This window comes from Brevundimonas sp. UBA4553 (assembly GCF_002387245.1).
In the GTDB taxonomy this organism is placed as follows: domain Bacteria; phylum Pseudomonadota; class Alphaproteobacteria; order Caulobacterales; family Caulobacteraceae; genus Brevundimonas.
Map to the genome: position 1 here is coordinate 1 of NZ_DGLD01000004.1, position 20,842 is coordinate 20,842.

Sequence of the window (20,842 nt, forward strand, 5' to 3'; positions counted from 1 at the left end):
GGGGCGGCCTTTTTGCTGTGCGGTGGTGGTGTCTGTGTCTCTCCCGCCGTCATTCCGGGGCGTGGAAGCGAACCCGGAACGCAGGCCGCTGAATCTGACGTATCACCAGCCTGATCAAGCGTCTGGGCCCCGGATCGACCCTGCGGGCCGTCCGGGGTGACGGAGGAGAGAGCGGCGGCCCGAAGCCGCCGCCGTGTCCTATTTCTCCGCGCTGACCGCCGGCCCGTAGAAGAGGGCGTTGAACAGCAGGCGGACCGACGACCGGGCCTGGGCGCGGTTGACGACGTCGGGGCCCAGAACGATGACCCGGCCTTCGCCGTGCGGCAGGTCCAGAACGGCGTCCGAACCCGACAGCTTCTGCGGACCGATGGCCCAGCCGCTGGCGACCGCGACCTGTTCCGGGTAGCGGACGATGGAGCCGGTTTCGCCGGTGTGGCGGAAGCCCGAGTTGCGGTTGAAGAAGACATTCATCTGGGCCGGGGCGCCGAAGGCCAGCGGCTGACGATTATCGACTTCGGTCTTCAAGATCGCGCCGGGGATGAAGAAATCGGTCGAGGCCGGAGCCTTGCCGTCGGCGCCCAGCAGGACGTCCTGAACCGGCGCGCCCATGGCCGTGGCCAGACGGTGCGACGAGCCGATGGTGACGACGCTGCCGCCGCCGCGCACGAAGGCGTCGATCTGCGGCACCGACTTCTCGGTCGTGATGTGGCCCAGCCAGTCGCGATACTCGGCCGGGATGGCCTCCGGCTCGGGCTGGTCGCGCTGGGCGGCCGCCGACAGGTCCGCGGGGATCATGTCCGAGGCGAAGACCAGGACGTCGAAGTCCTTGGCCAGATCGCCCGCGTCCAGACGCTGCGGATAGACCACCTCGAACGGATACTCGAACTGCTCCAGCATCCAGCGGGTCCAGCCTGAGGCCATCGAGCCGCCGTAGCGGTCGACCAGACCGACGCGCACTGGCTTCAGGGTGATCCTGTCGCCTTCGGGGGCGCGAGCGGCGGCGTGGGCGTTCAGACCCAGATCGCGCACGGCGGCCTCGACGATCGGACGCGCCGCATCGCTGGCCGGAATCCACAGGGCGCCGGGGGCGAGCGTCTGACGGCCTGCGCGGGTCTCGCCTTCCTGCCAGAAGACCGGCACGCCCGCCTTCAGCAGACGGTTGGACAGGATGTAGCCGTTGATCGGGGCGTGATCGATCAGCCAGCCGGCGCGGCCCGAACCGTCGATCTTGCCGGCGGGCGGGGCCATGACGTCGCCGACGCGCTCGGTCGGGGCTTCGAAGCCGTCGAGGATGCGGTCGAACTTCACGCCCATCTGCAACGCCAGCGTATAGCCGGTGGCGTCATAGGGCAGGGCGGGCGGGCCGCCCGGATACTGCAGGTCGTGCGGGTGATCCTGCGGCTCGAACATGTCCAGCACGTGCGGGCGATAGGCCTGGGCCGTCTTCACCACATAGGAGCCGGCCGGATAGGTCGTGCCGCCCACGGTAAAGGCGCGCGTGGCGCGATCCACGTCCACGCCCGTCTTGATCAGGCTGTTGAGGAAGGCGACCGCGTTGGGCAGGTCGGCCTGATCCGCAGGGATGACATAGCCGCGCGGATCGCGACGGGCCGGATCGCGCAGCACCTTGTCATAGAGAGCCGGATCGACGCCGCGACGGCCCGTGGCGTTCTCTCCCGCCGCCTCGACCAGAGCCTCGACCCCCGTCGGCGTGATGCGCCAGGTGTCGGTATTGCCCTTGTCGATGGCGTTCTGGCCCATGCGCCAGATGTTGAACAGCAGCCGGTCCTTGTTGCGCGAGGCGTAGTTCAGCACGGCGCGGTTGATCGACTGCGAGTACTCGATCGACTGGGCGAAACGCCAGGTCTGGGGCGCGACCGGCATGGGCAGGTCGTTGCGGGCCAGCTGGTTCTGCGGGATCAGGCTGATCTGGCTCGGCGTCGGGTGGCCGGTGATCTCGGTCAGCAGGCCGACCGCATTGTGGAAGTAGGTGATGGAGCGTTCCATCCCGTTGTTCCAGGTCGAGTAGCTGGCGCCGCTGCGCATGGTCGAGCCAGGCTTGCCCTCTTCGATCAGACGGCTGTGCATGGCCGCGCCGACTTCCGACAACGTGCCCATGACCAGGGGGTCGTAGTTGTAGTTAAACGGATCGCGGAAGGGCGGCATGAAGACCACGGTTCCGGCGGGCGCCGTCTGGTGGTGGTTGTAGATGATCTGCGGGAACCACTCGCGGAAGAACTGGCGGTTGACGTTGGTCGTCTCGGCCATGGCCGACAGGTAGTAGTCGCGGTTGTTATCGTGGCCGACGTACTTCTGGTACAGGACCGGGATCGAGGCGAACTCGCGCTTCAGCGGGTCCTCGTTGCGCATGTACCAGTTGGAGACCAGCTCCATCCCGTCCGGGTTCAGCGGCGCGAACAGGATGATGGTGTCGTTCAGAACGCGCAGGGCCTCGGGGTCCTCGGCCGTCAGCCATTCATGCACGGCGGCGATCAGGGCCTGGGGCGGGACGGTCTCGGTGGCGTGCAGGCCCCCGTCGATCCAGACCACGGCCTTGCCCTCGATGGACATGGCGCGGGCCTGCTCCTCGGTCACGCCCTCGGCCTTGGCGAGGCGACGCGCGATCTCCTGATAGCGATCTAGGTTGGCCAGGTTCTCGGGCGTCGAGACGATGGCGATATACTGAGTGCGCCCTTCCGAGGACTTGCCGATCTCGACCAGCTTCATCCGGTCCGACTGGCTGGCCAGGGTCTTCAGATAGGCTTCCCACTGGGTGTAGTTGACCAGGTGATAGTCGGCCCCGATCGCGTGGCCGAAGGCCTCCTGCGGCGAGGTGATGCGCGTCGCCGCCGCCGGCGCGGTCGTCTCTGCCGCTGGCGCGGCCAGGACCGATTCATAGGCGAGGGGACTGGTGGCGGAAAGCAGCAGGAAGGCCAATCCGGCGGCCCACGGGGCGGTGACTCGGGTCATGCAATCTCCTGGAACGCGTTGCGACTTCCACCTGTATAGCCGAGGTTGTCCGCCAGCCATGCAAAAGCGCGTTGAAGCAGACGTCGCCGGATTCCCGTGGATCGCAAGGGAAGGGTGATTGTGTCCGTGAGCATGGCGGGGTGGCGGTGCTGCCAGTCTAATGCGAACTTGTCTCCACAATAACTGCGCCTGGAAGGCGCGCGTCGGGCGCCCATAGGTCGCGCCATGGGACTGCTTCCTCCGGTAAAGAAATTCGCCGAAGTGGCGGTATCTATCGAGAAGGGGCTTCGTCGATCAGATCAAGGAGTGACTTCAAACGCTCTCGCAGCGCCGGCACGTGAACGCCCGACAAGGCTGACCTTCGTCCTGAGAGGGCCAAAACGGTTTCGAAGACGGCATCCGAGGCGCGGATGAGGGACACGAGGTTTTCTCCGCTCGGACCGTTGCGGCCCTCGAACCAGTTGCGGACCGCGCGTTCATTGGCGCGCGTGATCCGTCCGACCTCTTTCCGTGCCGAGGGCGTCGCCCCCCACTCGCGCCGCATGGCCGCGGCGATCTGCTGCGAGAAGCTCTCCATCCTACGCCTCTTCCGTGTGAAAAGTTTTTCCTGTTTTGGACTGAAGTTTTCAGTCCAATTTCTGAAACGACTTTCACGTCGGAGGGCGCTTACGGTGTCGGTCCAACCGTGCCGCCAAGGCGGCGAACGACCGGCAGGGCGATGCAGCGACCGAGGGACCAGTGCGGAGGTGAATGCGGGACGCTGGTGCGTGCGGCTCAGTACGTGCGCATGTCGACCGAGCATCAAAAATACTCCACGAGAACCAATCGGAAGCGCTTGCGGCCTACGCCGCACGGCGGGGATTTGAAATCGTCAAAACCTATGCCGACGCGGGGAAAAGCGGCCTGAAGCTGGATGGACGCGCCGCGCTGCAAGGCTTGATCGCCGACGTGCGCCGCGGCGTCGCCGACTTCGACGCCATCCTCGTCTACGACGTCAGCCGGTGGGGCCGGTTTCAAGACGCCGACGAGAGCGCCTACTACGAGTTCATCTGCCGCGAGGCCGGCATCGCGGTGCACTATTGCGCAGAGCAGTTCGAGAACGACGGCAGTCTCAGCGCCACCATCATCAAGAGCATGAAACGCGCGATGGCCGGTGAGTATAGCCGCGAGCTGTCGACCAAGGTGTTCGCCGGCCAGTGCCGGTTGATCACCCTCGGCTTCCGTCAAGGCGGACCGGCTGGGTTTGGATTGCGCCGCCAGCTGGTCGATGAGCTCTGCCATCCCAAGGGGGAGCTGGCGCGCGGCGAGCAGAAGAGCCTGCAAACGGATCGCGTGGTCCTAACGCCTGGACCGCCGCAGGAGGTGGAGGTGGTCCGCCGCCTTTATCGGCTATTTGTCCTTCAGCGACGCTCGGAAAGCGAGATCGCCGCCCTGCTCAACGCCGAAGGCGTGATGACCGATCTCGGGCGACCGTGGACGCGATCGACGGTCCACCAGGTGCTGACCAATGAAAAATACATCGGCAACAACGTTTACAATCGACGCTCCTTCAAGCTGAAGGCCAAACGGGTCTTGAACACGCCCGATATGTGGGTGCGCAAGGACGGCGCTTTCGAAGGCATCGTCGAGCCCGACTTCTTCGAAGCGGCGCAGAGAATCATTCAGGACCGCAGTCGGCGCTTCTCCGACGAGGAACTGCTCGGCCAGCTGTCGGCGCTCCTGGAGCAGAAGGGCTGGTTGTCGGGATTGGTCATCGACGAAGTCGAAGACATGGCGTCGAGTTCGACCTTTCGTCAGCGCTTCGGCAGCTTGGTGCGCGCCTACGCCCTGATCGGCTACGCGCCGGCGAAGGATTTCCGCTACATCGAAACCAATCGCGCGCTGCGCCGACTCCACCCGGATATCGTGGCCCAAGTGATCGACGGGGTGGCGCAGGCCGGCGGAACGGCGGCGCGTGACGAGACCACCGACATGATCACCGTCAACGCCGAGTTCACCGCCTCCATCGTGCTCGCTCGGTGTTGCGAAACCGCCGGCGGGGCGCTGCGATGGAAAATTCGGCTGGATCAAGGGCTGCGACCGGACATCACCATCGCCGTCCGGATGCAGGCCGGCAACGAGCAAATCCGCGACTACTATCTTCTGCCCTGGATCGAGGGCGGCGCCGATCCCAGCCTCAAACTGTCGCCGGAAAACGGAGTGCGGTTCGACGCCTTTCGTTTCGACGCCTTGGACGCCTTTTACGACCTCACACGACGGACGGAGCTGCGGGCGGCATGAGTGATATTCCCGAAATCCTGATGATTCCGGTGAACGCCATCACCGTTCTTAATCCTCGAGCGCGCAACAAACGCGTGTTCCAAGAACTCGTGACCAGCATCGAGCGGTTGGGTTTGAAGAAGCCGATCACGGTCAGCCAGCGGCCTGGACGATCCCGTTATGATCTCGTCTGCGGGCAGGGAAGGTTGGAGGCCTTCATGGCGCTTGGCCAGGAGTCGATACCCGCTGTGGTGATCGACGCCGCCGAAGACGATTGTTTCGTCATGAGCCTGGTCGAGAACTTGGCTCGCCGACAGCACACGCCGCTGGAATTGGTGCGCGCCATCGGCGCCCTGCGCGAGCGCGGCTACAGCCATGGGGAGATTGCGGCCAAGGTCGGTTTCAGCCGCGAATATATCTACGCCATCTGTTTCCTGCTGGAGAACGGAGAGGAAAAACTGATCTCTGCGGTGGAGCGCGGGGTCATTCCGCACACCATCGCCATGGAGATCGCCCAAGCTAAAGAAGGCGATGTGCAGCAGGCCCTCGCCCAGGCCTACGAAGACAAGGCGATCCCTGGAAATCAGGTTTTGGCGATCCGCCGCATCATCGAACAACGCAACACCAGCGGGAAAGGCATGAACCCGCGCAGCCGCGGCGCTCGTCCGGCGAAGCCGGCCACGCCGGAATCGCTGATCAGGGCTTTGCAGCGTGAGACGGAACGCCAAACAGCGTTTGTCCGGCGGGCGGGATTGACCCAGTCGCGTCTCGACTTCGTCGTCAGCGCCCTTCAACACCTCCTGGCCAATGACCTGTTCGTCGCCCTCCTGCGGGCGGAAGGCTTCAACACCCTGCCGACCGCCTTGGCGGCGCGCATTGGACGGGAGCGTCTCTAGATGGAGCCGGTCCGGATCGCCTTTGAGACGCGGGTTAGGGTGCTGTCTTTGGAAAAGCTCCTGCCGTCCAAGATCTTGGCGTCAACGATCATGGAGTCGACCAAATACAAACGGATCGCCGCGTCCGTCGCGGAGGTCGGGGTGGTGGAGCCATTGGTGGTGGCTCAGGCGGGCGCCGACGGCCTCTATACCCTGCTCGACGGCCATGTTCGCTTGAGCGTGTTGAAGGCCAGGGGAGAAGCAGCTGCACAGTGCGTAGTGGCTGCGGACGACGAAGCCTTCACCTACAACAAGCGGGTCAATCGCCTCGCCCCGATCCAGGAGCACTATATGATCGTCCGCGCGATCGACCGCGGCGTCTCCATGCAAAAATTGGCGCGGGCGCTGAACGTCGATGTGGCGGCGATCCGCCAGCGGCGACAGCTGCTGAACGGCATCCATGCCGACGTGGCGGAGTTGTTGAAGGACAAGCCTGTGGGGATCAACGCCTTCCAGAAGTTGCGGAAAATGAAGCCGATCCGCCAGCTGGAGGTCGCGGAACTGATGGTGTCGGCGAACAATTACAGCGCCAACTACGCCAAGGCCCTTTTGGTCACGACCCGTCCCGCCGACCTAGTCAAACCCAAAGCCGACAAGAAAGGCGCCGGCGCGGATCATGCCGAGCGAGAGCGTCTGGTGCGTGAGTTGGCGGTGGTGACCCATGACTATAAGGCGCTGGAGGTCTCTTACGGCGACGACGCCTTGTTGCTGGTGATTGCAGCGGGCTTCCTGGAGCGTCTGCTGTCTCGGCGGCCCATCGAACAGTTCTTGGCGAGCGGGCATCTCGAGGTGTTGGAGACCTTTCGGGGCGTCATCGCCGCCGTTTCACTTGAGGCGCCGCCGGCGGCGGCCTGAGCGCCGGGATCAGGGGACCGGGACCCTTCAAGCGCCGGGACCATCGGAGACGCCGTCGTGTGGGGCGGATCGAGGATGGCGGCGGGGATGGCGGCGAACCCGTTCGGAGCCCGCTAGACCGATCGCGATCAGGTCGGTTGTCGATGAGAGGCGGCTGGAATGCGCGCGAGGCGCTGCGCGTTTCGGCCGCCCCTTACGGCTTCAGGTCAGCTGGCTTTTCGCCTGTCGCAACAGCTATTCCGCCGCGAGGTCTTCACAATTTTAGTCGGAGCCGCGACGATCAGGTCCGGTTGGCGGGGCGCATCAGGGCGGTGTGGACTATGCCGACACGTTTGGCGCTGGGGGCGTTATGAGAAGAGAATACTCGTTCGAAGAGCGCCATGAGCGTGCATGCCTGCGCGCTGCGATGAATATCCGGGGGCTGTGGGAAGAGAAGGGGAGTTCGGACACGCGCTTGATCGAGGGGCTGCTTCTTCCCGATGATTTCACCGTGGTAGGGCATTCGCGTGCATTCAGCGGGCAGGGGCGGCGTGAGCACGTCATCCCCCGGCTCGTTGTGATCAAAGAAGTTCACGACATGCTGGAGCGTGGCGCGACAGATGCTCAGATCGCGATCTTCATCCGTGATCATGTGAAGATCGTCCGGATCTCCAACGAAGAGTGCTCAAGACTCGACCGCAAGGATCAGCTTGGCTTGCGGCTGCGCATGCCGACGGGGTGGGCCTTCGGCGATGACATCTATGCTCGGCTGTCAGCAGCGAACATCGAGTGGGTGTCGATGAACGGAAGCGAAGCTCCGCCGGGATAGAGTATGGTCCTACCGTTGCCTTGGACGACTTTTGCGCGTGGCGCTGCTGGATCTAGTCGGGACTGCTCGCCTTGAGCGCCGCGATGAACTGAGGGGCGGCGCCGGCCTCCTGGGCAAGGGCGACGACATTGGCGAAGTGGTCGCTGAGGGAGAACAGGTCAGGCTCGATCAAGGCGCCGTTGTAGACGTCCCAGACTTGGCCGCCCTGATGAAAGAGGCCGCTGTAGCGTTTGAAGGGGCGGCCGAAGCCCGGCGCGCCTTCAGCGAAGCAGTCTGTCGATTTGGAGACGCCCTTCAGAGACATTCGTTCGTCCTGATGGAATGCTGTGGCGACGGTGTGGTGCATCACCCATGCAAAAGTCGGCATGAGTTCCTGTTCTTGGCCGCCCTTGCGCACCTCAAGCCAGCGCATCGAGAGAACATTGACTGGCACGGTATGCTCGATGTGCACGGTTTGGCCGCGCTTTTTACCGATGCGTTCATCGCTCGGAAGTTGGATGAAGGCCTGGGTTCGGTAGAGCGCGCCCGCGCATTTTCCGGCCGACGAGCTTTCCTTAGCCATCCAGCCAAACCGGTCGTGAAACTTGCGAAGATCGTTGCTGATCGCCTTCTTGTCCGTCGGGCCCTTGGCTAGTCGATCAAGCTGAAGGAAGCGGGCGACGCAGGGGTTTGGCGTTTTGGCGAAAACGCGTTTCCAAGTTTCAAGAAGCTGAGTGCGCTCGTTCGGAAGCGCGGTTGAAAGGTCGTCGGTCACATCATCCCCCTGAGCGTTAGGTTGCTGAGTGACGTAACCGGGTTCTGTGCCCCGTCTAGCCTTTGGCTCAATCGTGCGACCGAAACTGGCGTATCTGTGTATTGCTACTGGGCTCTGGAAGAAGGCGCGCGCGGCGCCGGGGCAGGGAGGCGAAGACATGGACCAGGCTATGGACGCCGTCTCTGGCGGGAGCGTCGTCACTTTGGTGCGCGGCGCGCGTCGCTACGGATTGTCGAAATCGAAGATCGCGGCCTTCGAGCAGTGTCCGCGTAAGCTCTGGCTGTCGAAGCACAGGCCGGAGGCGGCCCTGGTCGACGACGGGGCTGAAGCGCGATTTGCGACCGGCCATGAAGTCGGCGAAATCGCCTGCGGCCTGTGGCCTACGGGCGTGATGGTCGAGGCCGAACCTGATCTGGCCGCGGCGGTGGCGCGCACGCGCACCCTCATCGATGAGGGCTGGTCCGAGCCTATTTTCGAGGCGACATTTGAGCACGACGGCGTCCTGGTTCGGGTCGACGTGCTGTTGCCTATGCGGGACGGATGGGCGATCGCCGAGGTGAAGAGTTCGGCGGGGGTGAAGGACTATCATCTCGGGGACCTGGCCACCCAGGCGTGGGTGGTGGCCCGGTCGGGGACGCCTGTGTCGTCGGCCTGCATCCGCCATATCGACAGCAGCTTCCGGCTTCAGCGCGAGGGGGACTACGCGGGTCTTTTCCGGGATGCGGAATGCCTGGACCTCTTGGCCGATCTGATCGCGGATCGCGAGGCGATCGTCGCTAGAGCCCGGGCCGTTCTCGCCGGCGATGAGCCCGATGTCAGTACTGGCGAACATTGCGCCCGTCCGTTCGCTTGCGAGTTTTCGAGCTATTGCGCCCGCCATGATCCTCCCGACCCCGATTGGCCCATCAGCCTGCTGCCGCGGACTGGAAGGGCCATCGCCGCGCGTTGGGCCGAGGAGGGCCTGTTCGACCTGAATGATCTCAAGCCGGGCGTCCTGGCCAATGCGGTGCATGAACGCGTGCGCGAAGCGACTGTGACGGGAGAGGCCTATCTGGATCGCCAAGGGGCGATCGAGGCGACGAAGGGGTGGGCCTGGCCGCGCGCCTATCTTGATTTCGAGACCATTGGACCGGCCGCGCCGCGGTGGGTCGGTTGCAGACCGTTTCAGCAGATTCCGTTTCAGTTCTCGTGCCACATCGAGGCCGAAGGCGGCGAGATTATTCACACGGGCTTCCTGTCGATCGACGGCGGAGATCCGCGGCGCGCCTGCGCCGAGGCCCTGGTCGCTCAGTTGGGCGCCGAGCGCTGCGGCGCGATCATCGCCTACAACGCCGCGTTCGAAAGACGCTGCGTTCGCGACCTGGCCGAGGCCTTCCCGGATCTGGCGCAGGCTCTGATCGAGATCGAGGCCAGGATCGTGGATCTGCTGCCGGTAACGCGCGAGGTCTATTATCACCGCGACCAGAGGGGGAGTTGGTCGATCAAGGCGGTCCTGCCCACGATCGCGCCTGATCTCGCCTATGACGATCTGGAGGTGAAGGACGGCGGCGCGGCCCAGCAGGCCTGGTTCGAGGCGGCCAGGGCCGAGACGAGCAATACGCGCCGGGACCAACTCAAGGCGGGGCTGGAGACCTATTGCGAGCGCGACACCGAGGCGATGATCGTCTTGCTGCGGCGACTGACCGGCGCCGGGCGGGTCGACGGGCCGGGGGTGGGGGCGAGGCCATGATCGGTGAGGGGTGTTACTGACAAGGCTTGCCACTCTCAGCAGTGCTATGGCACAGCGATCATTGCTACTTCGGGGGCTAAAAATGACAATCTATCATAAGGTTTGCGTCGCATCCGCGGCGCTGGCCTTGACGGTCGGCGCAACCTGGGCGCCGCCCGCCTTGGCGACCGACATGTCGGCGCAACAGGCTGAGACCGTCCAGCGTGCGGGTCTGAAACGGCGCGTGGCCGTCGGGCGCTTCACCAACAGCACGCCTTACGGCCGCCTGCTGCAATCGCCGGGTCAGGCGGATCCGATCGCGACCCAGGCCAGCGACATGCTGGTCAACGCCCTGACGTCCTCGCAGCACTTCTTCGTCTTCGAACGGGCGGATCTGACGGCGCTGAACGCCGAGCGCCTGATTTCGGAGGCGACGGCCCAGAATCTCGTGGGCGTCGACGCCCTTCTATTGGGTTCGATCACGCAGCTGGGCCGACGCAACGAGGGCAAGCAGGGCTTCTTGAACTCCCAGCGTCGCCAGGCGGTCAACGCCACGGTCGAGATCCGTCTCGTCGATGTGCGCACGGGGCGGGTCTTCTTCTCGACCTCGGGTTCGGGGGAGGCCACGACCGAGACGGGTGAAGTCGCTGGTTTCGGCACCCGTGCGGGCTATGACTCGACCTTGAACGATCGCGCCGTGGCCGCCGCCATCGCCGACACCATGACCAATGTCATCAATCAGTTGCAGCAGCGGGCCTGGTTCACCGACGTCCTGCGCGTATCGGGCGAGACGGTGTTCGTGAGCGGCGGCGCTAGCCAGGGTCTGCGCGTCGGTGACCGCTTCCGCGTCGAGACCCCGGGCGAGACCGTGGTCAGCGCCCAATCCGGCCTGCCCATCACCCTGCCTGGGTCCGTCGTGGCTGAAATCGAACTGACGGGCTTCTTCGGCGACGCCCCGGACGCGGAGGGCTCGACCGCCCGTCTGGTCAGCGGCGCCCTGCCTCAAGACATCACTGGCCTGCGGGTCACGGAGATCAAATAGATGAGACTGAAGACACTGGCCCTCGTTGCGCTATGCGCGGCGATGGCGACGGGCTGCGTGCAGAACTACGCCGAACGCGAGGTCGCCCAAGGCGCGGCGGCGGGCGTGCTGGTGGTGACCAACGCCCCGCCCGAGGCGCGCCTCATCGTCGATGGACGCGATCTCGGCGCCGTGGCCCAGTTCGAGGCGGGCGCGCCCCTGACCACGGGACGTCACGACATAGCCATCGAAAACGGCGGACGTCGCCTGCACGCCCAGGCGGTCTTCGTGTCCGCCGGCGCGCGCGTCGCGGTGACGGTCCCATGAGGCGCCTGGTATCGCTCGCGGCCCTTGCCTCCCTCATGGCCGTCGCGGCCTGCGCCCCCACGAGCCGTTTTGAATGGGGCGCCTATGAGCCGGCCCTCTACGCCTATTCGCAAAGCCCCGAGCGACGCGACGTCTATCAGACGGCGCTGGAACAGGCGATCGAGCGCGGTCGTGCGCGCGACGCCGTGGCGCCGGGTCTGCTGGCCGAGTTGGGCTATCTCCATCTGGAAGCGGGCGACGCAGCGACGGCGCTGAAGCTGTTCCAGGAGGAGCGCACGCGCTTCCCGGAGTCGGCCCAGTTCATGGATCGGATCATTCAGAAGATCGACGGCGGGACGGCCGTGGCCGGAGGGGGCAACTGATGCGACGTTCAACACTCATCGCCGCAGCGGCGGCCCTGGCCGGCTGCGCTGCGCTTTCCGCCTGCGTCACCGCGCCGACCCCCAAGAGCTATGGGGCTCTGAGGGCGGCCAATCCTCGCAGCGTTCTGGTCGTGCCGGCGCTCAACTCCACAGTGAATGTTGATGCGGCCGATTATTTCGTCTCGACGATTTCTCGTCCGGTGGCTGAGCGCGGCTACTATGTCTTCCCCGCCCACATGGTGAAACGCCTTCTGGACGACGAAGGCCTGTCTGACGCCGGCTTGGTGCACCAGGCTGACGCCTCTCAGTTCGGAGGCCTGTTCGGCTGCGATACGGTGATGTTCGTGGAGATCCAGAAGTGGGAGTCTCAATATATCGTCATTTCGACCTCCACTAATGTGGAGTTCGACTATACGCTGAAGAGCTGCCGCACGGGCGAAACCTTGTGGTCTAACAGCCAGGCTCTGTCTTACAGTCCTCAGGCGTCGAGTTCGGGCAATCCGCTTGCTGATCTGCTGGTCCAGGCGATCGCTGCGGCGGTCGAAAAGGCCAAGCCCAACTATATTCCTCTGACCCAGCAGGCCAACCTCTTGGCCACCCACGTGGCGGGGCAGGGCTTGCCGGCGGGGCCCTATCTACCGGCCCAGCATCAGGCCGATCAAAAGACCTTCCCCAACTAAGGAAGGGCAGGGCCGATCCATGCGGATCGGCCCGCTCGTTTCAACCTTGATTTCGCCTGCGTGGGGCTGGGGCGACTGAGTTCGCCGTGTCTGGCTGCCGGCTTTAGGCGACGTCTAAGCCAGGCTGGAGGAGAGCGTGATGAGGCCAGCATGCGTCTGCGCGCGGCTGAGCCTTTAGCGCCAGAGCGTGTCCAACGGCGTCTCGTCGATTTCATTGTCTTCAGGCGTTGGTGACCGCCACAGCCTGGATCGCCGTCTTCGGCCGCCGATAGGATAGAGGCATGCAGTTTTGGACAGCGACGTCCCGTAGGTCTGGGACGGGATACGTGATTTCCCATATAATTGCCGTTGCGGCCTTAGTTCTTGCGGCGTGCGGGGCCAGTCCTGCGCTCACGTCGAGCGACTCGGCGCCGATGGTTGTCGATGGCGACACCCTGACGATCGATGGCGAGAGGATCAGGCTCTGGGGCGTGGATGCGCCCGAACAGGACCAAACCTGTCGTCGCCACGGTCAGGATTATCGCTGCGGCGAGGTCGCCAGTCAGGCGCTGCGCGAATGGATCGGCCAGAGCGCGGTTTCCTGCGTTGAGGTCGAGAAGGATCAATACGGCCGCAGCGTCGCCCGGTGCGCCGTTGACGGTCAGGACATCGGCGCTTGGATGGTGTCGCAGGGTCTGGCTCTGGATTATCGGCGCTATAGCGCCGGGGTCTACGCCCGGGATGAGGCGTCGGCGCGAGCGGCCGCGAGGGGCCTGCATGCTGGGACGTTCGAGCCGGCGTGGGCGTGGCGAGCGGCGCGCCGGAATGACCGTCCAGAACAGGCGCCGCCCCAACCGGCTTGCGCTATTAAGGGCAATATCAACGCGAAGGGCGCGCGCTACTATCATGCGCCGGGCATGCGGTCTTACGCCCGCACGCGGATCGACGAGACGGCCGGCGAGCGCTGGTTTTGTTCGGAAGCCGAGGCCCGGGCGGCGGGGTGGGTTTCAGCGCCGGGTCGTTCCTAATCCTTCTTCTCGGGCGACTGTGCACGGGGCCATGGGGGCCCGCAAAGGTGGGGCAAAAAGAAACTCCGACGCTGGGACGTCGGAGTTGATGCAGGGCGAATGCGCGCCGGACGACCCGGCGTCTGTTTTTGAGGTGATCGTTTAGAGATCGACGGGTCGGGCGCTGGACGCGGTGGCGTCGGCGGGGACTTGGACGCCGCCGCGGCTGAGCAGGGTGCGCATGGGGCCGACCATCGAGCGCGTGGCTTGGACCTGGTCGCCCAGCAGGCCGGCGGCGGCGCGCAGGCTGCCCAGCTTGGTAAGCTGCATGGGGTTGGACTGCAGGCCGCTGATCAGGCTTGGCGCCTGCTGACCCAGAGCGACGTTGCGCATCATGCCGATGGTGAAGTTGTAGGCGGCGTTGACCATCAAGGCGCGCTGTTGGGCGTTGGCCGCGTCGTACTTTGCCTGCCAGGCCGCCGCATCGGCGGCATTGGCGTTGACGGTGGCGACATCCGCCTCGAACTCGGCCTTGTGAGCTTGGAGGTCACGCGGTGACGACGCCCCCTCGATGGCCGTGATGCGGGCCTTGATGGCGTCACGGTCGGCGTCTTGCGATGCGGCGGCGGCCAGAAGCGCCGCGGAGGTCATGACCAGCTTGGTGGTCTCGATCGTCTCGCTCAGAAAGGCGTCCGGGTCGCCGGCCGAGGCACTCGCGCCGCCGGGCGCGAGCTTGCGCAGTGCGCCCAGTTGGGCGTGGGCCGAAGAGGCGACGCCGGAGGCCGCAAGGGTGGCGGCCACAGCGACGGCCAGGAGGGACGAGGTCTTCATGGAAGGCTCCAAGTGAGGTTTGGGTTTAGGGGGCGGGGGTCAGGGCCTTGGCCGCGCGCAGGGCGAGGTCCGAGGCGAAGTCGGCCAGATCGACCTGCACTGATGAATTATGATGTTGGGCGTCAGCGTCTGCAGGCACAGCGGTGGCCGTGAGCGTCTGCTGCAGGCCTTGGGCGCCGACCCTTTGATCGTTCCGCTTCAGAACATAGCCGACCGTCAGGTCATAGGTGTTCTGGACGAAGCTCTGACCCGAGCGCTTCTGCCCAGTCTGCGTCAGATTGTGAACCGCTTCGAAGCAGAGGTCGGCGGGGCGAGCCGTCAGAGCCTTGACCTCGCGGTAGTCCGGAGAGAGCGACGCGAGCGCCAGAGGCGCAGCTTCCTCGGCGAAGCGCGACGCCTGGACCGCGCCGGGGAAGCCCGCGGCGAAGCGATTGAAGCTGAGGGCCTGGAACAGAGGCTGTTCCGCGCCGCGAAAGGCGACGGCGGTCGCGCAGGGGGCGTAGCGGAAACGCGATGCGGATAGCGAGCCGACCGTGTCCTGAACGACTTGATCGCCTCGGCGCACCCGGGCGACCTCGACGCCGGATTGTCGCGCCTTGGCGACGCCGTCGCCGAATTCGACGACTTCCAACGCCGCCACCGGCGCCCAGACCTCGCCCTGAACGCCGGAGACCCGGCCGATGGCGCGCACGACGTGGGCGTTCTGGCCCAGACCGAGGGCGCCGGCCGGGTCGGTGATCACGACCTCGCCGTCGTCGGCCGAAGCGACCGCCAGTCGTACGCGAGACGGCGTGAAGCCGGCTTTGAGGACCTGAGCGGCCTGTCGCATGGCGTTGCGGACGGCCACATCCCGGCGCTGAGCGGTCGACGGCGCCATGCCGTCGGTGATCTCGTCGATCTGCTGGTCCTTGCCTTCGACGGCGAAGACCACGCGGCCGTCATGATCAATCACCTCGAGGAAAACCCGGGCGTCTTGAACGCGGCGCTCGACGCTGGGCACATTGGTGGGCGCTTGCAAAGGCTCTAGCGGTGCGACGGTGAGGCGCAGAAAGTAGTCGGGCAGGGCCGGCGGACGGCTTTCGACGCCCGCGGCGGTCAGCTGCGGCGCGCGGATGGCGGACGCCGCGGGATTGATCGGCATGAGGGCGAAGCCGCCGGCGGCGGCCAAGGCTTCTTCCATGATGGCGGCGGCGTAACCGGGCGGAACGTCGGGCGCGGTGTCCGCCACCACCACCAGCAGGGAGGGACGGGTCAGGGCATCGAGGGGTTGGGCCACATAGCGCGACAGGCTCTGCCCCACGCTGAGCGTATCCAGAACCGGGGCCACCAGGGCGTAGTGGGCGTCGGCGAAGACCACGCGGGCGTCGGCGCCGATCTGGTCGCCCGGCCGCAAGCCCTTCTGCAGGCCGGCGTCGACGATATAGAGGTCGCCGTTACGACCGCGGACCTGGGCCGTGACCGTGTTCGGCTGGAAGCGGGCCTTGGCCTCATCGACGAGGCGGACCAGGGCGGCGTCGAAATGCTGGTCGAACTGAGCCGCCGCTTCCGCCTGATAGGTGTTGCGCCCCATCAGGCCCTGGACGTTGGTCGAGACCGTATGGGCGAACATGACCTCGCCGGTCAGGACATTGGTCATCAGCAGGGTCGCCGTGATGGGCATATGGGCCTCGACCACGCTGGGACGCGGCACGGTCCATAGATCGGCGCGCGACACATGCAGGGAGGCGACCAGGGTGCGCGACATGAGGGTCTCGCGCGTCATCCCTGAAGGCGGCGGGGTCGAGAGGTCGCGCGCCACCTGGTCCTCGCCGAAGCGGTCGGCGATCAGGGCGTCGAAGCGCTGGCCCCAGTACTGGCGCCGGTCGATCGGCGCGAGCTTGTCGCACAGAGCCGGTGAAATCAGATTGTCCGTTCGGCCCGAGGTTCCGCAGGCGGAGTCCTCGGGCCCGAACAGACCTGGGATCGGGTGAAGGCGAAGACCGCTCTCGCCGGCCGACGCGACGGTCGGCGCGGCGACGGCTGCGGCCAGGAGCCAAGACGCGAGGCGCGACATTAGCAGCCGTTCAGGCAGAGGATGACCTGCTGGGGCGCCATTTGCGACTGCATGGCGGCGAAGGCGGGGTTGCCGCGCAGGCGTTGGAACAGGGCCAGGTGCAGCGGCGTGGACCCCGAATATTTGACGTGGATGTTGATCTGACGCGCGTCCTGTCCAAGGAAGGCATGCTGATCGACGCCTGGGATGGCGCCGAGCGCGTCCAGGAGATCGGCCTGAACGCCCATGTTCAGGTCGTTTCCGCGCACCGTCAGGGTGTATTCGGCAGGGGCCGACGCGGACTGGACGGCTGAGGTTTGAGCGCGACTGACATTGCGCCATTCGCGTTGGATCTGCGGGCCGAGGGCGGCCGCGACCTGGCTGGCCAGAACCGCAGTCAGGCGGTTTTCGCAGTCGGAACTGTTGCGGCCGACGCCGGTCGCCTCGCGGAAGGCGGAGCCGACGTTCTGGCCGGTGGCGGTGCTGTAGGCGTCGGCGTTGAAGGCGCCGGTGCATTCGACCTCGCCGGTCGCGGGGTGGCGGCCGCCATGATTGATCTCCAGGGCGCCCGACATGAAGAAGGGCGCCGACTGGCTTTGGGCGTACTGGAAGAAGGCGTTCAGCTTGCCGCTGGCTTGCAGCTCGGTGAACAGCGGGGTCGGCCCGGGTTGGAAAGCCGCCATCAGCGGCGTGACGCTGGCGGTGCCGATGTCGTAGTTGACCAGGCCTTCGGTCAGAGCCGAGACGGCCGCGCGGCCGGTGGCGCTGTTAGCGGCCGACTGGAAGGTGATGCGCTGACGGAAGCGCACGTCGTCATGGGTGCTGGCCTCGATATTGGTGCGGTCGATCAGCGCGGTGTCGCTGGAGGAGGCGGAGGACGAACGCGAGCGCTGGGCGCTGGAGCTTCTGCCCGATCCGCTGACGGCGACCGACCCGCCCCGACCGCTTGCCGCGCCGGCGTAACGGCCTTGCGAGGATTGGCCCGAGGCGGACGAGGACGACGACCCGGAGCGTTCGCGGTTGCTGTAGGCCAGGGCCGATTTGTCGCTGAAGGCGGAGCCGCTGTCGCGATCATATTCGGTGACGATCTCGGCCGGTTGGCTGAAGTCCGGCGCCACGCCGATGGCCTCGTCGATCATGACCACGATGCGTTGCTGTTGACCGCCGCCGCGGCGCGAGGAGGAGGCGAGGCCCAGATCATCCAGAGCGCTTTGGAACCATTGACGGTCGATGCTGGCCGACAGGGTGACGTTGAAGGCGTTGCCGACCCGTTCGGAGGAGCGATCGACGATCATGTCGTTGCGGATCTGGACCGCCAACTGATCGACCATCTCCGGCGTCAGTTCGCCCATGCGTTCGGCGCCGAGGACCTGGCGGGCGAAGGCGCGGACCACATCGGCCTTGGCCAGGGCTTCGGCCTGGGCCCGCACGGCGTTCGCGTCGCGGGTGACCGGCGCGGAGCCGCTGCCGGAGACGACGTTGGACACTTGGGCGAAGGCGACGGAGCTGATCGCCGCCAGGGCCACGGCGGCGAAGCAGGAGGTTTTGAAAGTCATGAGAAACTCTTAGGGACGGGTGTCGAGGACGACGTCGCCGGCGCGGATGACGTCGCCATCGGCGCTTTCGATGATCTCCACGTCGCCGGCGCGGATGCGGCTGGTCGGCGCAGCGGGCGCCTTGCCCGCCCGGCGCGGGCGGTAGGCGGCGAGCGCCTGATGGTCGCGCACCGTGTCAAAGGCGGGGTCCGCGAGAAGGGCGGCGACGTCGGGCAGGCCAGCGGCGACCGCGCGCTGCAGGGCGGCGGCGGACGCTTCCGCGTCGCCGAGGCGCGCCTGGGCGCGGGCGGCGGCGGCGTGCAGGCGGGCGTCGCCGGGGTATTGCGCTTGCGCCTCAGCGGCCAGGCGGGCGGCTTCGCCGTAGTTCATGCGCGCCAGACTGTCGTCGATCGCGGCCAGGCGGCTGTCGGCGTTGGCCTCGGCCGCTTCAGAAGCGGGCGGCGCCTCGGGCTTGTTGCAGGCCGCCAAGCCGAAGGACGCGAGCGCCGCGGAACAAAGGAGCGTCGGAAGAGAGAGACGAAACGCCATGGACAGCTCAAGATCCTCTTGAAATTGCGGCGTTCTTAGCGCGGCCGCGACGAAAGCTTCGCTGTAAAGTCTTAGCTTGGCGTTATCGCGACGATCAATGTTCTTTTAAACTTGTCCACGGTTTCGGGGCCTGTCGGAGGGGCGCAGACGGCTGTCCGGGCAGGGGCGCTGTCTTCCGCAGCGGGCGGTCCTTGGTCACAGCGGGATGAAGGTCCCCCGCTTCCAGACGGCGGCTTCGCGAACGATCAGGGCAGGCTTTCGACGCGCCGTCGCCGGATGAAACAGAGCCGCGTTCGGCGACAAGGGCGGCCGCCCGGCCTCAAAAAAGGGGCGGCTCGGGCGCGGGCCCGACAAGGGGGGGCGCTGGACGCCGCAACCGAACCGCCCGGCCAGGCTTGAGCCGTGACAAGCGATCAAGCCATGGAACGCGGCGCCGCGCGACCCCTAAAAATCGAGGTTCCTTCGAGGGGCTCGCCGCCCACCCTGCGCGTCAGCGGTCGGCGAGCATCACCAAGACGGGCGTTTCGGTTTCGGCGCGCACCTGCGCCAGCCAGTCGCGGGGCGTGACGCCCCTCTGCTCGAGGTCCGCCAGGGGCGCTGCGCGGGTTAGGGCGGCGGCCTCGCGCTGGCGCATTTTGCGCACCGTGTCGCGCACCGCCTCGTTGGCGCGGGCTTGCACCAGAGCCCATTGGCGCGTGCCGGGCGGCGCATCGCTCTTCCTTTGTTCGATCCGGCTGAGATCGGCCAGGCCGAGACCGCCGGTCAGCCGCTCCAAGCTTCGGGCGCCGTCGGCCGCCGCCTCGCGGGCGGCCTGGGTCTCGTTGCCGGCGATCAGGGCCGAGACGCGAAGGGCGGCGGTGAGCGCCAAGGCGTCCAAAAAGGGATCGGCGAGCGCATAACGTCGGGCGTCGCCGGCGAGCATGCGATCGGCCCGCAGTTCAAAGCGCGCCTGGTGGTGCAGCGCGGCGCGCGCCACCTCTCGCCAGCGGCTTTCCGCGGCGGCGTCCGACAGGCGCCACGCCTCGTCCGCGCTGCGCGCCAGCGCCTGGATTTCGACGAACTCGAGATCGACCGCGTCTTGCTGAATTTGGTCGATCTTGCTGCCGACGTCGGCGATCTGGTCTGACAGCGCGTCGACCGCTTTGCGCACCGCCTCGATCCGCGCCGACATGACGGCGAAGCCGACCAGGGACACGCCGAGACCGGCGGTGCTGACGGCGAGGTTCGCCGCCCCCAGGGTTTTCAGCACGGCCATGCCGGCCTCCAATCGCTTGACCCCGGCGCGAATGAGCTCGCCCTGGACTAACTGACCGAGGTCGGCGGCGATGCTGACCGAGGCAAGGACGGGATTTTGTGTCTGCAGCGCGCGCGGCGCCGCTTCTTGCAGAAAACTGACGATCCGGCCGTTGGCGGCCTGGCGGATCGTCGATCCAAAGAGACGGTACTCGCCGGTCGCCAGGCCGAGCAAAAGAGGGCCGGGAATCTCCCGCAGCAAGAGCCCGCCGATGGCCCCGGCGATCATGACAGGCTGACCCGGCTGGCGTGGGCGGTTTCGTCGATCAGGCCGATCAGCTGCGAGAGCGGGTCACAGCCCGCCTCGTCGTTCATCCAGGCCCGTTCGATCCGCTTGGCCGCGGCCGTGCGCAGACGGTCGACCAGCTTCAGCCTTTCATTGACGAGCTGGTCCGCCGCCGCGCCGGCGCTGTCGATCACCCCCGCCGCCTGCTTGCGCAGCCGGCCCGGCAGGTCCGTGAGCCAGGCGGCCGGAGGCGTGGCGGCGGGGGGCGGCGGGGTTTCTTCGCTCGCCGGCGCCGAGGCGGCCTCGAGCGTCGCCGAAGCGGCGCTCGGAAGATCGAGCTTGGCGTCGCCAAGGCCCTGGGACAGCGTCGTGAGGCGCTCGGAGATGGCGACCAGCTCTTGCGCGGCCGCAGACAAGAAGTCCGGCAGAGCCTGGTCCAAGGCCGCCGTCATCAGGGCGTCGATGCGGGTCGTGGCCAAGGCCGACGGGAAGAAGGCGTCGCGGGCGGTGGCGTCGTGAAGATCGCGGTCAAAGGCCGCGCGGGCGTCGACGGCCTTCAAGTTGAACAGCGCCGCCGCGGCCGTCATCTGCCGGTCGCGCCATTCGGCGACGGCTTGCCTTTGATAGCCCAGGTCCATCTTCTCTCCCCCTCGACGATCAGGACGTGTCGAACCTTCGCCATAACGGGGATTCGCGGGGGCGCAACCGGGC

General features: G+C 66.3%; 19 protein-coding genes. 10 read left to right on the forward strand and 9 right to left on the reverse strand.

Translation table 11 applies throughout. The annotated features are described in order from the left end of the window. Nucleotides 1–198: 198 nt before the first annotated feature. Together B4A39_RS04170 and B4A39_RS04175 are read right to left on the reverse strand one after the other, a co-directional pair. The gene (locus B4A39_RS04170; RefSeq protein WP_292033604.1) at nucleotides 199–2,970 is read right to left on the reverse strand and encodes a M14 family metallopeptidase; all 2,772 of its coding nucleotides are present in this window, start codon (nucleotides 2,968–2,970) and stop codon (nucleotides 199–201) included. 271 nt (nucleotides 2,971–3,241) lie between these two features. After that, on the reverse strand, nucleotides 3,242–3,547 hold the full coding sequence (locus tag B4A39_RS04175; RefSeq protein WP_255499897.1) for a hypothetical protein: 306 nt from the start codon (nucleotides 3,545–3,547) through the stop codon (nucleotides 3,242–3,244). A 173-nt stretch (nucleotides 3,548–3,720) separates the two neighbouring features. Here B4A39_RS04175 and B4A39_RS04180 point away from each other — a divergent pair, with 173 nt between their 5' ends. From B4A39_RS04180 to B4A39_RS04195, 4 genes are all read left to right on the forward strand, one after another. Then, a complete protein-coding gene (locus B4A39_RS04180; protein ID WP_292033609.1) occupies nucleotides 3,721–5,250 on the forward strand; it encodes a recombinase family protein in 1,530 nt (509 codons plus the stop codon). Further along, nucleotides 5,247–6,125, forward strand: a complete 879-nt coding sequence (locus B4A39_RS04185; protein ID WP_178823768.1) for a plasmid partitioning protein RepB C-terminal domain-containing protein — start codon at nucleotides 5,247–5,249, stop codon at nucleotides 6,123–6,125. The genes B4A39_RS04180 and B4A39_RS04185 overlap by 4 nt, the downstream gene beginning before the upstream one ends. Beyond that, nucleotides 6,126–7,019, forward strand: a complete 894-nt coding sequence (locus B4A39_RS04190; protein WP_178823766.1) for a plasmid partitioning protein RepB C-terminal domain-containing protein — start codon at nucleotides 6,126–6,128, stop codon at nucleotides 7,017–7,019. Between the two features lie 313 nt (nucleotides 7,020–7,332). Next, entirely contained in the window at nucleotides 7,333–7,827 is a 495-nt protein-coding gene (locus B4A39_RS04195) for a hypothetical protein (protein ID WP_292033627.1), read from the forward strand. 52 nt (nucleotides 7,828–7,879) lie between these two features. Here B4A39_RS04195 and B4A39_RS04200 read toward each other — a convergent pair whose 3' ends face one another. Next, complete coding sequence (locus B4A39_RS04200; RefSeq protein WP_292033629.1) at nucleotides 7,880–8,581, reverse strand: hypothetical protein; 702 nt, start codon at nucleotides 8,579–8,581, stop codon at nucleotides 7,880–7,882. Between the two features lie 157 nt (nucleotides 8,582–8,738). Here B4A39_RS04200 and B4A39_RS04205 point away from each other — a divergent pair, with 157 nt between their 5' ends. The 6 genes from B4A39_RS04205 (at nucleotide 8,739) to B4A39_RS04230 (ending at nucleotide 13,686) form a co-directional block, all read left to right on the forward strand. After that, nucleotides 8,739–10,310 carry a DUF2779 domain-containing protein gene (locus B4A39_RS04205; protein ID WP_292033632.1) on the forward strand — a complete coding sequence of 524 codons (1,572 nt, stop codon included), beginning with the start codon at nucleotides 8,739–8,741 and terminating at the stop codon, nucleotides 10,308–10,310. A gap of 82 nt (nucleotides 10,311–10,392) precedes the next feature. Next, nucleotides 10,393–11,331, forward strand: coding sequence for a CsgG/HfaB family protein (locus B4A39_RS04210; protein WP_292033635.1), 939 nt, complete (start codon nucleotides 10,393–10,395; stop codon nucleotides 11,329–11,331). After that, the gene (locus B4A39_RS04215; RefSeq protein ID WP_178823760.1) at nucleotides 11,332–11,637 is read left to right on the forward strand and encodes a hypothetical protein; all 306 of its coding nucleotides are present in this window, start codon (nucleotides 11,332–11,334) and stop codon (nucleotides 11,635–11,637) included. It begins immediately after the preceding gene. Next, nucleotides 11,634–11,999, forward strand: coding sequence for a DUF4810 domain-containing protein (locus tag B4A39_RS04220; protein ID WP_292033640.1), 366 nt, complete (start codon nucleotides 11,634–11,636; stop codon nucleotides 11,997–11,999). The genes B4A39_RS04215 and B4A39_RS04220 overlap by 4 nt, the downstream gene beginning before the upstream one ends. Beyond that, complete coding sequence (locus B4A39_RS04225) at nucleotides 11,999–12,679, forward strand: GNA1162 family protein (RefSeq protein ID WP_292033642.1); 681 nt, start codon at nucleotides 11,999–12,001, stop codon at nucleotides 12,677–12,679. Before B4A39_RS04220 ends, B4A39_RS04225 begins: the two co-directional genes overlap by 1 nt. Before the next feature lie 326 nt (nucleotides 12,680–13,005). Next, nucleotides 13,006–13,686, forward strand: coding sequence for a thermonuclease family protein (locus B4A39_RS04230; protein ID WP_207826166.1), 681 nt, complete (start codon nucleotides 13,006–13,008; stop codon nucleotides 13,684–13,686). 141 nt (nucleotides 13,687–13,827) lie between these two features. Here B4A39_RS04230 and B4A39_RS04235 read toward each other — a convergent pair whose 3' ends face one another. From B4A39_RS04235 to B4A39_RS04260, 6 genes are all read right to left on the reverse strand, one after another. Then, a complete protein-coding gene (locus B4A39_RS04235; RefSeq protein ID WP_292033648.1) occupies nucleotides 13,828–14,496 on the reverse strand; it encodes a hypothetical protein in 669 nt (222 codons plus the stop codon). 25 nt (nucleotides 14,497–14,521) lie between these two features. Further along, nucleotides 14,522–16,549 carry a hypothetical protein gene (locus B4A39_RS04240; protein WP_292033650.1) on the reverse strand — a complete coding sequence of 676 codons (2,028 nt, stop codon included), beginning with the start codon at nucleotides 16,547–16,549 and terminating at the stop codon, nucleotides 14,522–14,524. After that, nucleotides 16,549–18,084, reverse strand: coding sequence for a hypothetical protein (locus B4A39_RS04245; RefSeq protein WP_292033651.1), 1,536 nt, complete (start codon nucleotides 18,082–18,084; stop codon nucleotides 16,549–16,551). The genes B4A39_RS04240 and B4A39_RS04245 overlap by 1 nt, the downstream gene beginning before the upstream one ends. A gap of 9 nt (nucleotides 18,085–18,093) precedes the next feature. Next, nucleotides 18,094–18,552, reverse strand: coding sequence for a hypothetical protein (locus tag B4A39_RS04250; RefSeq protein ID WP_292033653.1), 459 nt, complete (start codon nucleotides 18,550–18,552; stop codon nucleotides 18,094–18,096). A gap of 550 nt (nucleotides 18,553–19,102) precedes the next feature. Then, a complete protein-coding gene (locus B4A39_RS04255) occupies nucleotides 19,103–20,134 on the reverse strand; it encodes a hypothetical protein (protein ID WP_292033655.1) in 1,032 nt (343 codons plus the stop codon). Next, on the reverse strand, nucleotides 20,131–20,769 hold the full coding sequence (locus B4A39_RS04260) for a hypothetical protein (protein ID WP_292033658.1): 639 nt from the start codon (nucleotides 20,767–20,769) through the stop codon (nucleotides 20,131–20,133). The genes B4A39_RS04255 and B4A39_RS04260 overlap by 4 nt, the downstream gene beginning before the upstream one ends. Nucleotides 20,770–20,842 lie beyond the last annotated feature (73 nt).

Coding starts and splice junctions, on each gene's coding strand:
- B4A39_RS04240 (WP_292033650.1), bottom strand. CDS start 16,549: ATGTCGCGCCTCGCGTCTTGGCTCCTGGCCGCAGCCGTCGCCGCGCCG.
- B4A39_RS04260 (WP_292033658.1), bottom strand. CDS start 20,769: ATGGACCTGGGCTATCAAAGGCAAGCCGTCGCCGAATGGCGCGACCGG.
- B4A39_RS04225 (WP_292033642.1), top strand. CDS start 11,999: ATGCGACGTTCAACACTCATCGCCGCAGCGGCGGCCCTGGCCGGCTGC.
- B4A39_RS04245 (WP_292033651.1), bottom strand. CDS start 18,084: ATGACTTTCAAAACCTCCTGCTTCGCCGCCGTGGCCCTGGCGGCGATC.
- B4A39_RS04170 (WP_292033604.1), bottom strand. CDS start 2,970: ATGACCCGAGTCACCGCCCCGTGGGCCGCCGGATTGGCCTTCCTGCTG.
- B4A39_RS04235 (WP_292033648.1), bottom strand. CDS start 14,496: ATGAAGACCTCGTCCCTCCTGGCCGTCGCTGTGGCCGCCACCCTTGCG.
- B4A39_RS04180 (WP_292033609.1), top strand. CDS start 3,721: ATGCGGGACGCTGGTGCGTGCGGCTCAGTACGTGCGCATGTCGACCGA.
- B4A39_RS04255 (WP_292033655.1), bottom strand. CDS start 20,134: ATGATCGCCGGGGCCATCGGCGGGCTCTTGCTGCGGGAGATTCCCGGC.
- B4A39_RS04185 (WP_178823768.1), top strand. CDS start 5,247: ATGAGTGATATTCCCGAAATCCTGATGATTCCGGTGAACGCCATCACC.
- B4A39_RS04175 (WP_255499897.1), bottom strand. CDS start 3,547: ATGGAGAGCTTCTCGCAGCAGATCGCCGCGGCCATGCGGCGCGAGTGG.
- B4A39_RS04220 (WP_292033640.1), top strand. CDS start 11,634: ATGAGGCGCCTGGTATCGCTCGCGGCCCTTGCCTCCCTCATGGCCGTC.
- B4A39_RS04215 (WP_178823760.1), top strand. CDS start 11,332: ATGAGACTGAAGACACTGGCCCTCGTTGCGCTATGCGCGGCGATGGCG.
- B4A39_RS04205 (WP_292033632.1), top strand. CDS start 8,739: ATGGACCAGGCTATGGACGCCGTCTCTGGCGGGAGCGTCGTCACTTTG.
- B4A39_RS04210 (WP_292033635.1), top strand. CDS start 10,393: ATGACAATCTATCATAAGGTTTGCGTCGCATCCGCGGCGCTGGCCTTG.
- B4A39_RS04190 (WP_178823766.1), top strand. CDS start 6,126: ATGGAGCCGGTCCGGATCGCCTTTGAGACGCGGGTTAGGGTGCTGTCT.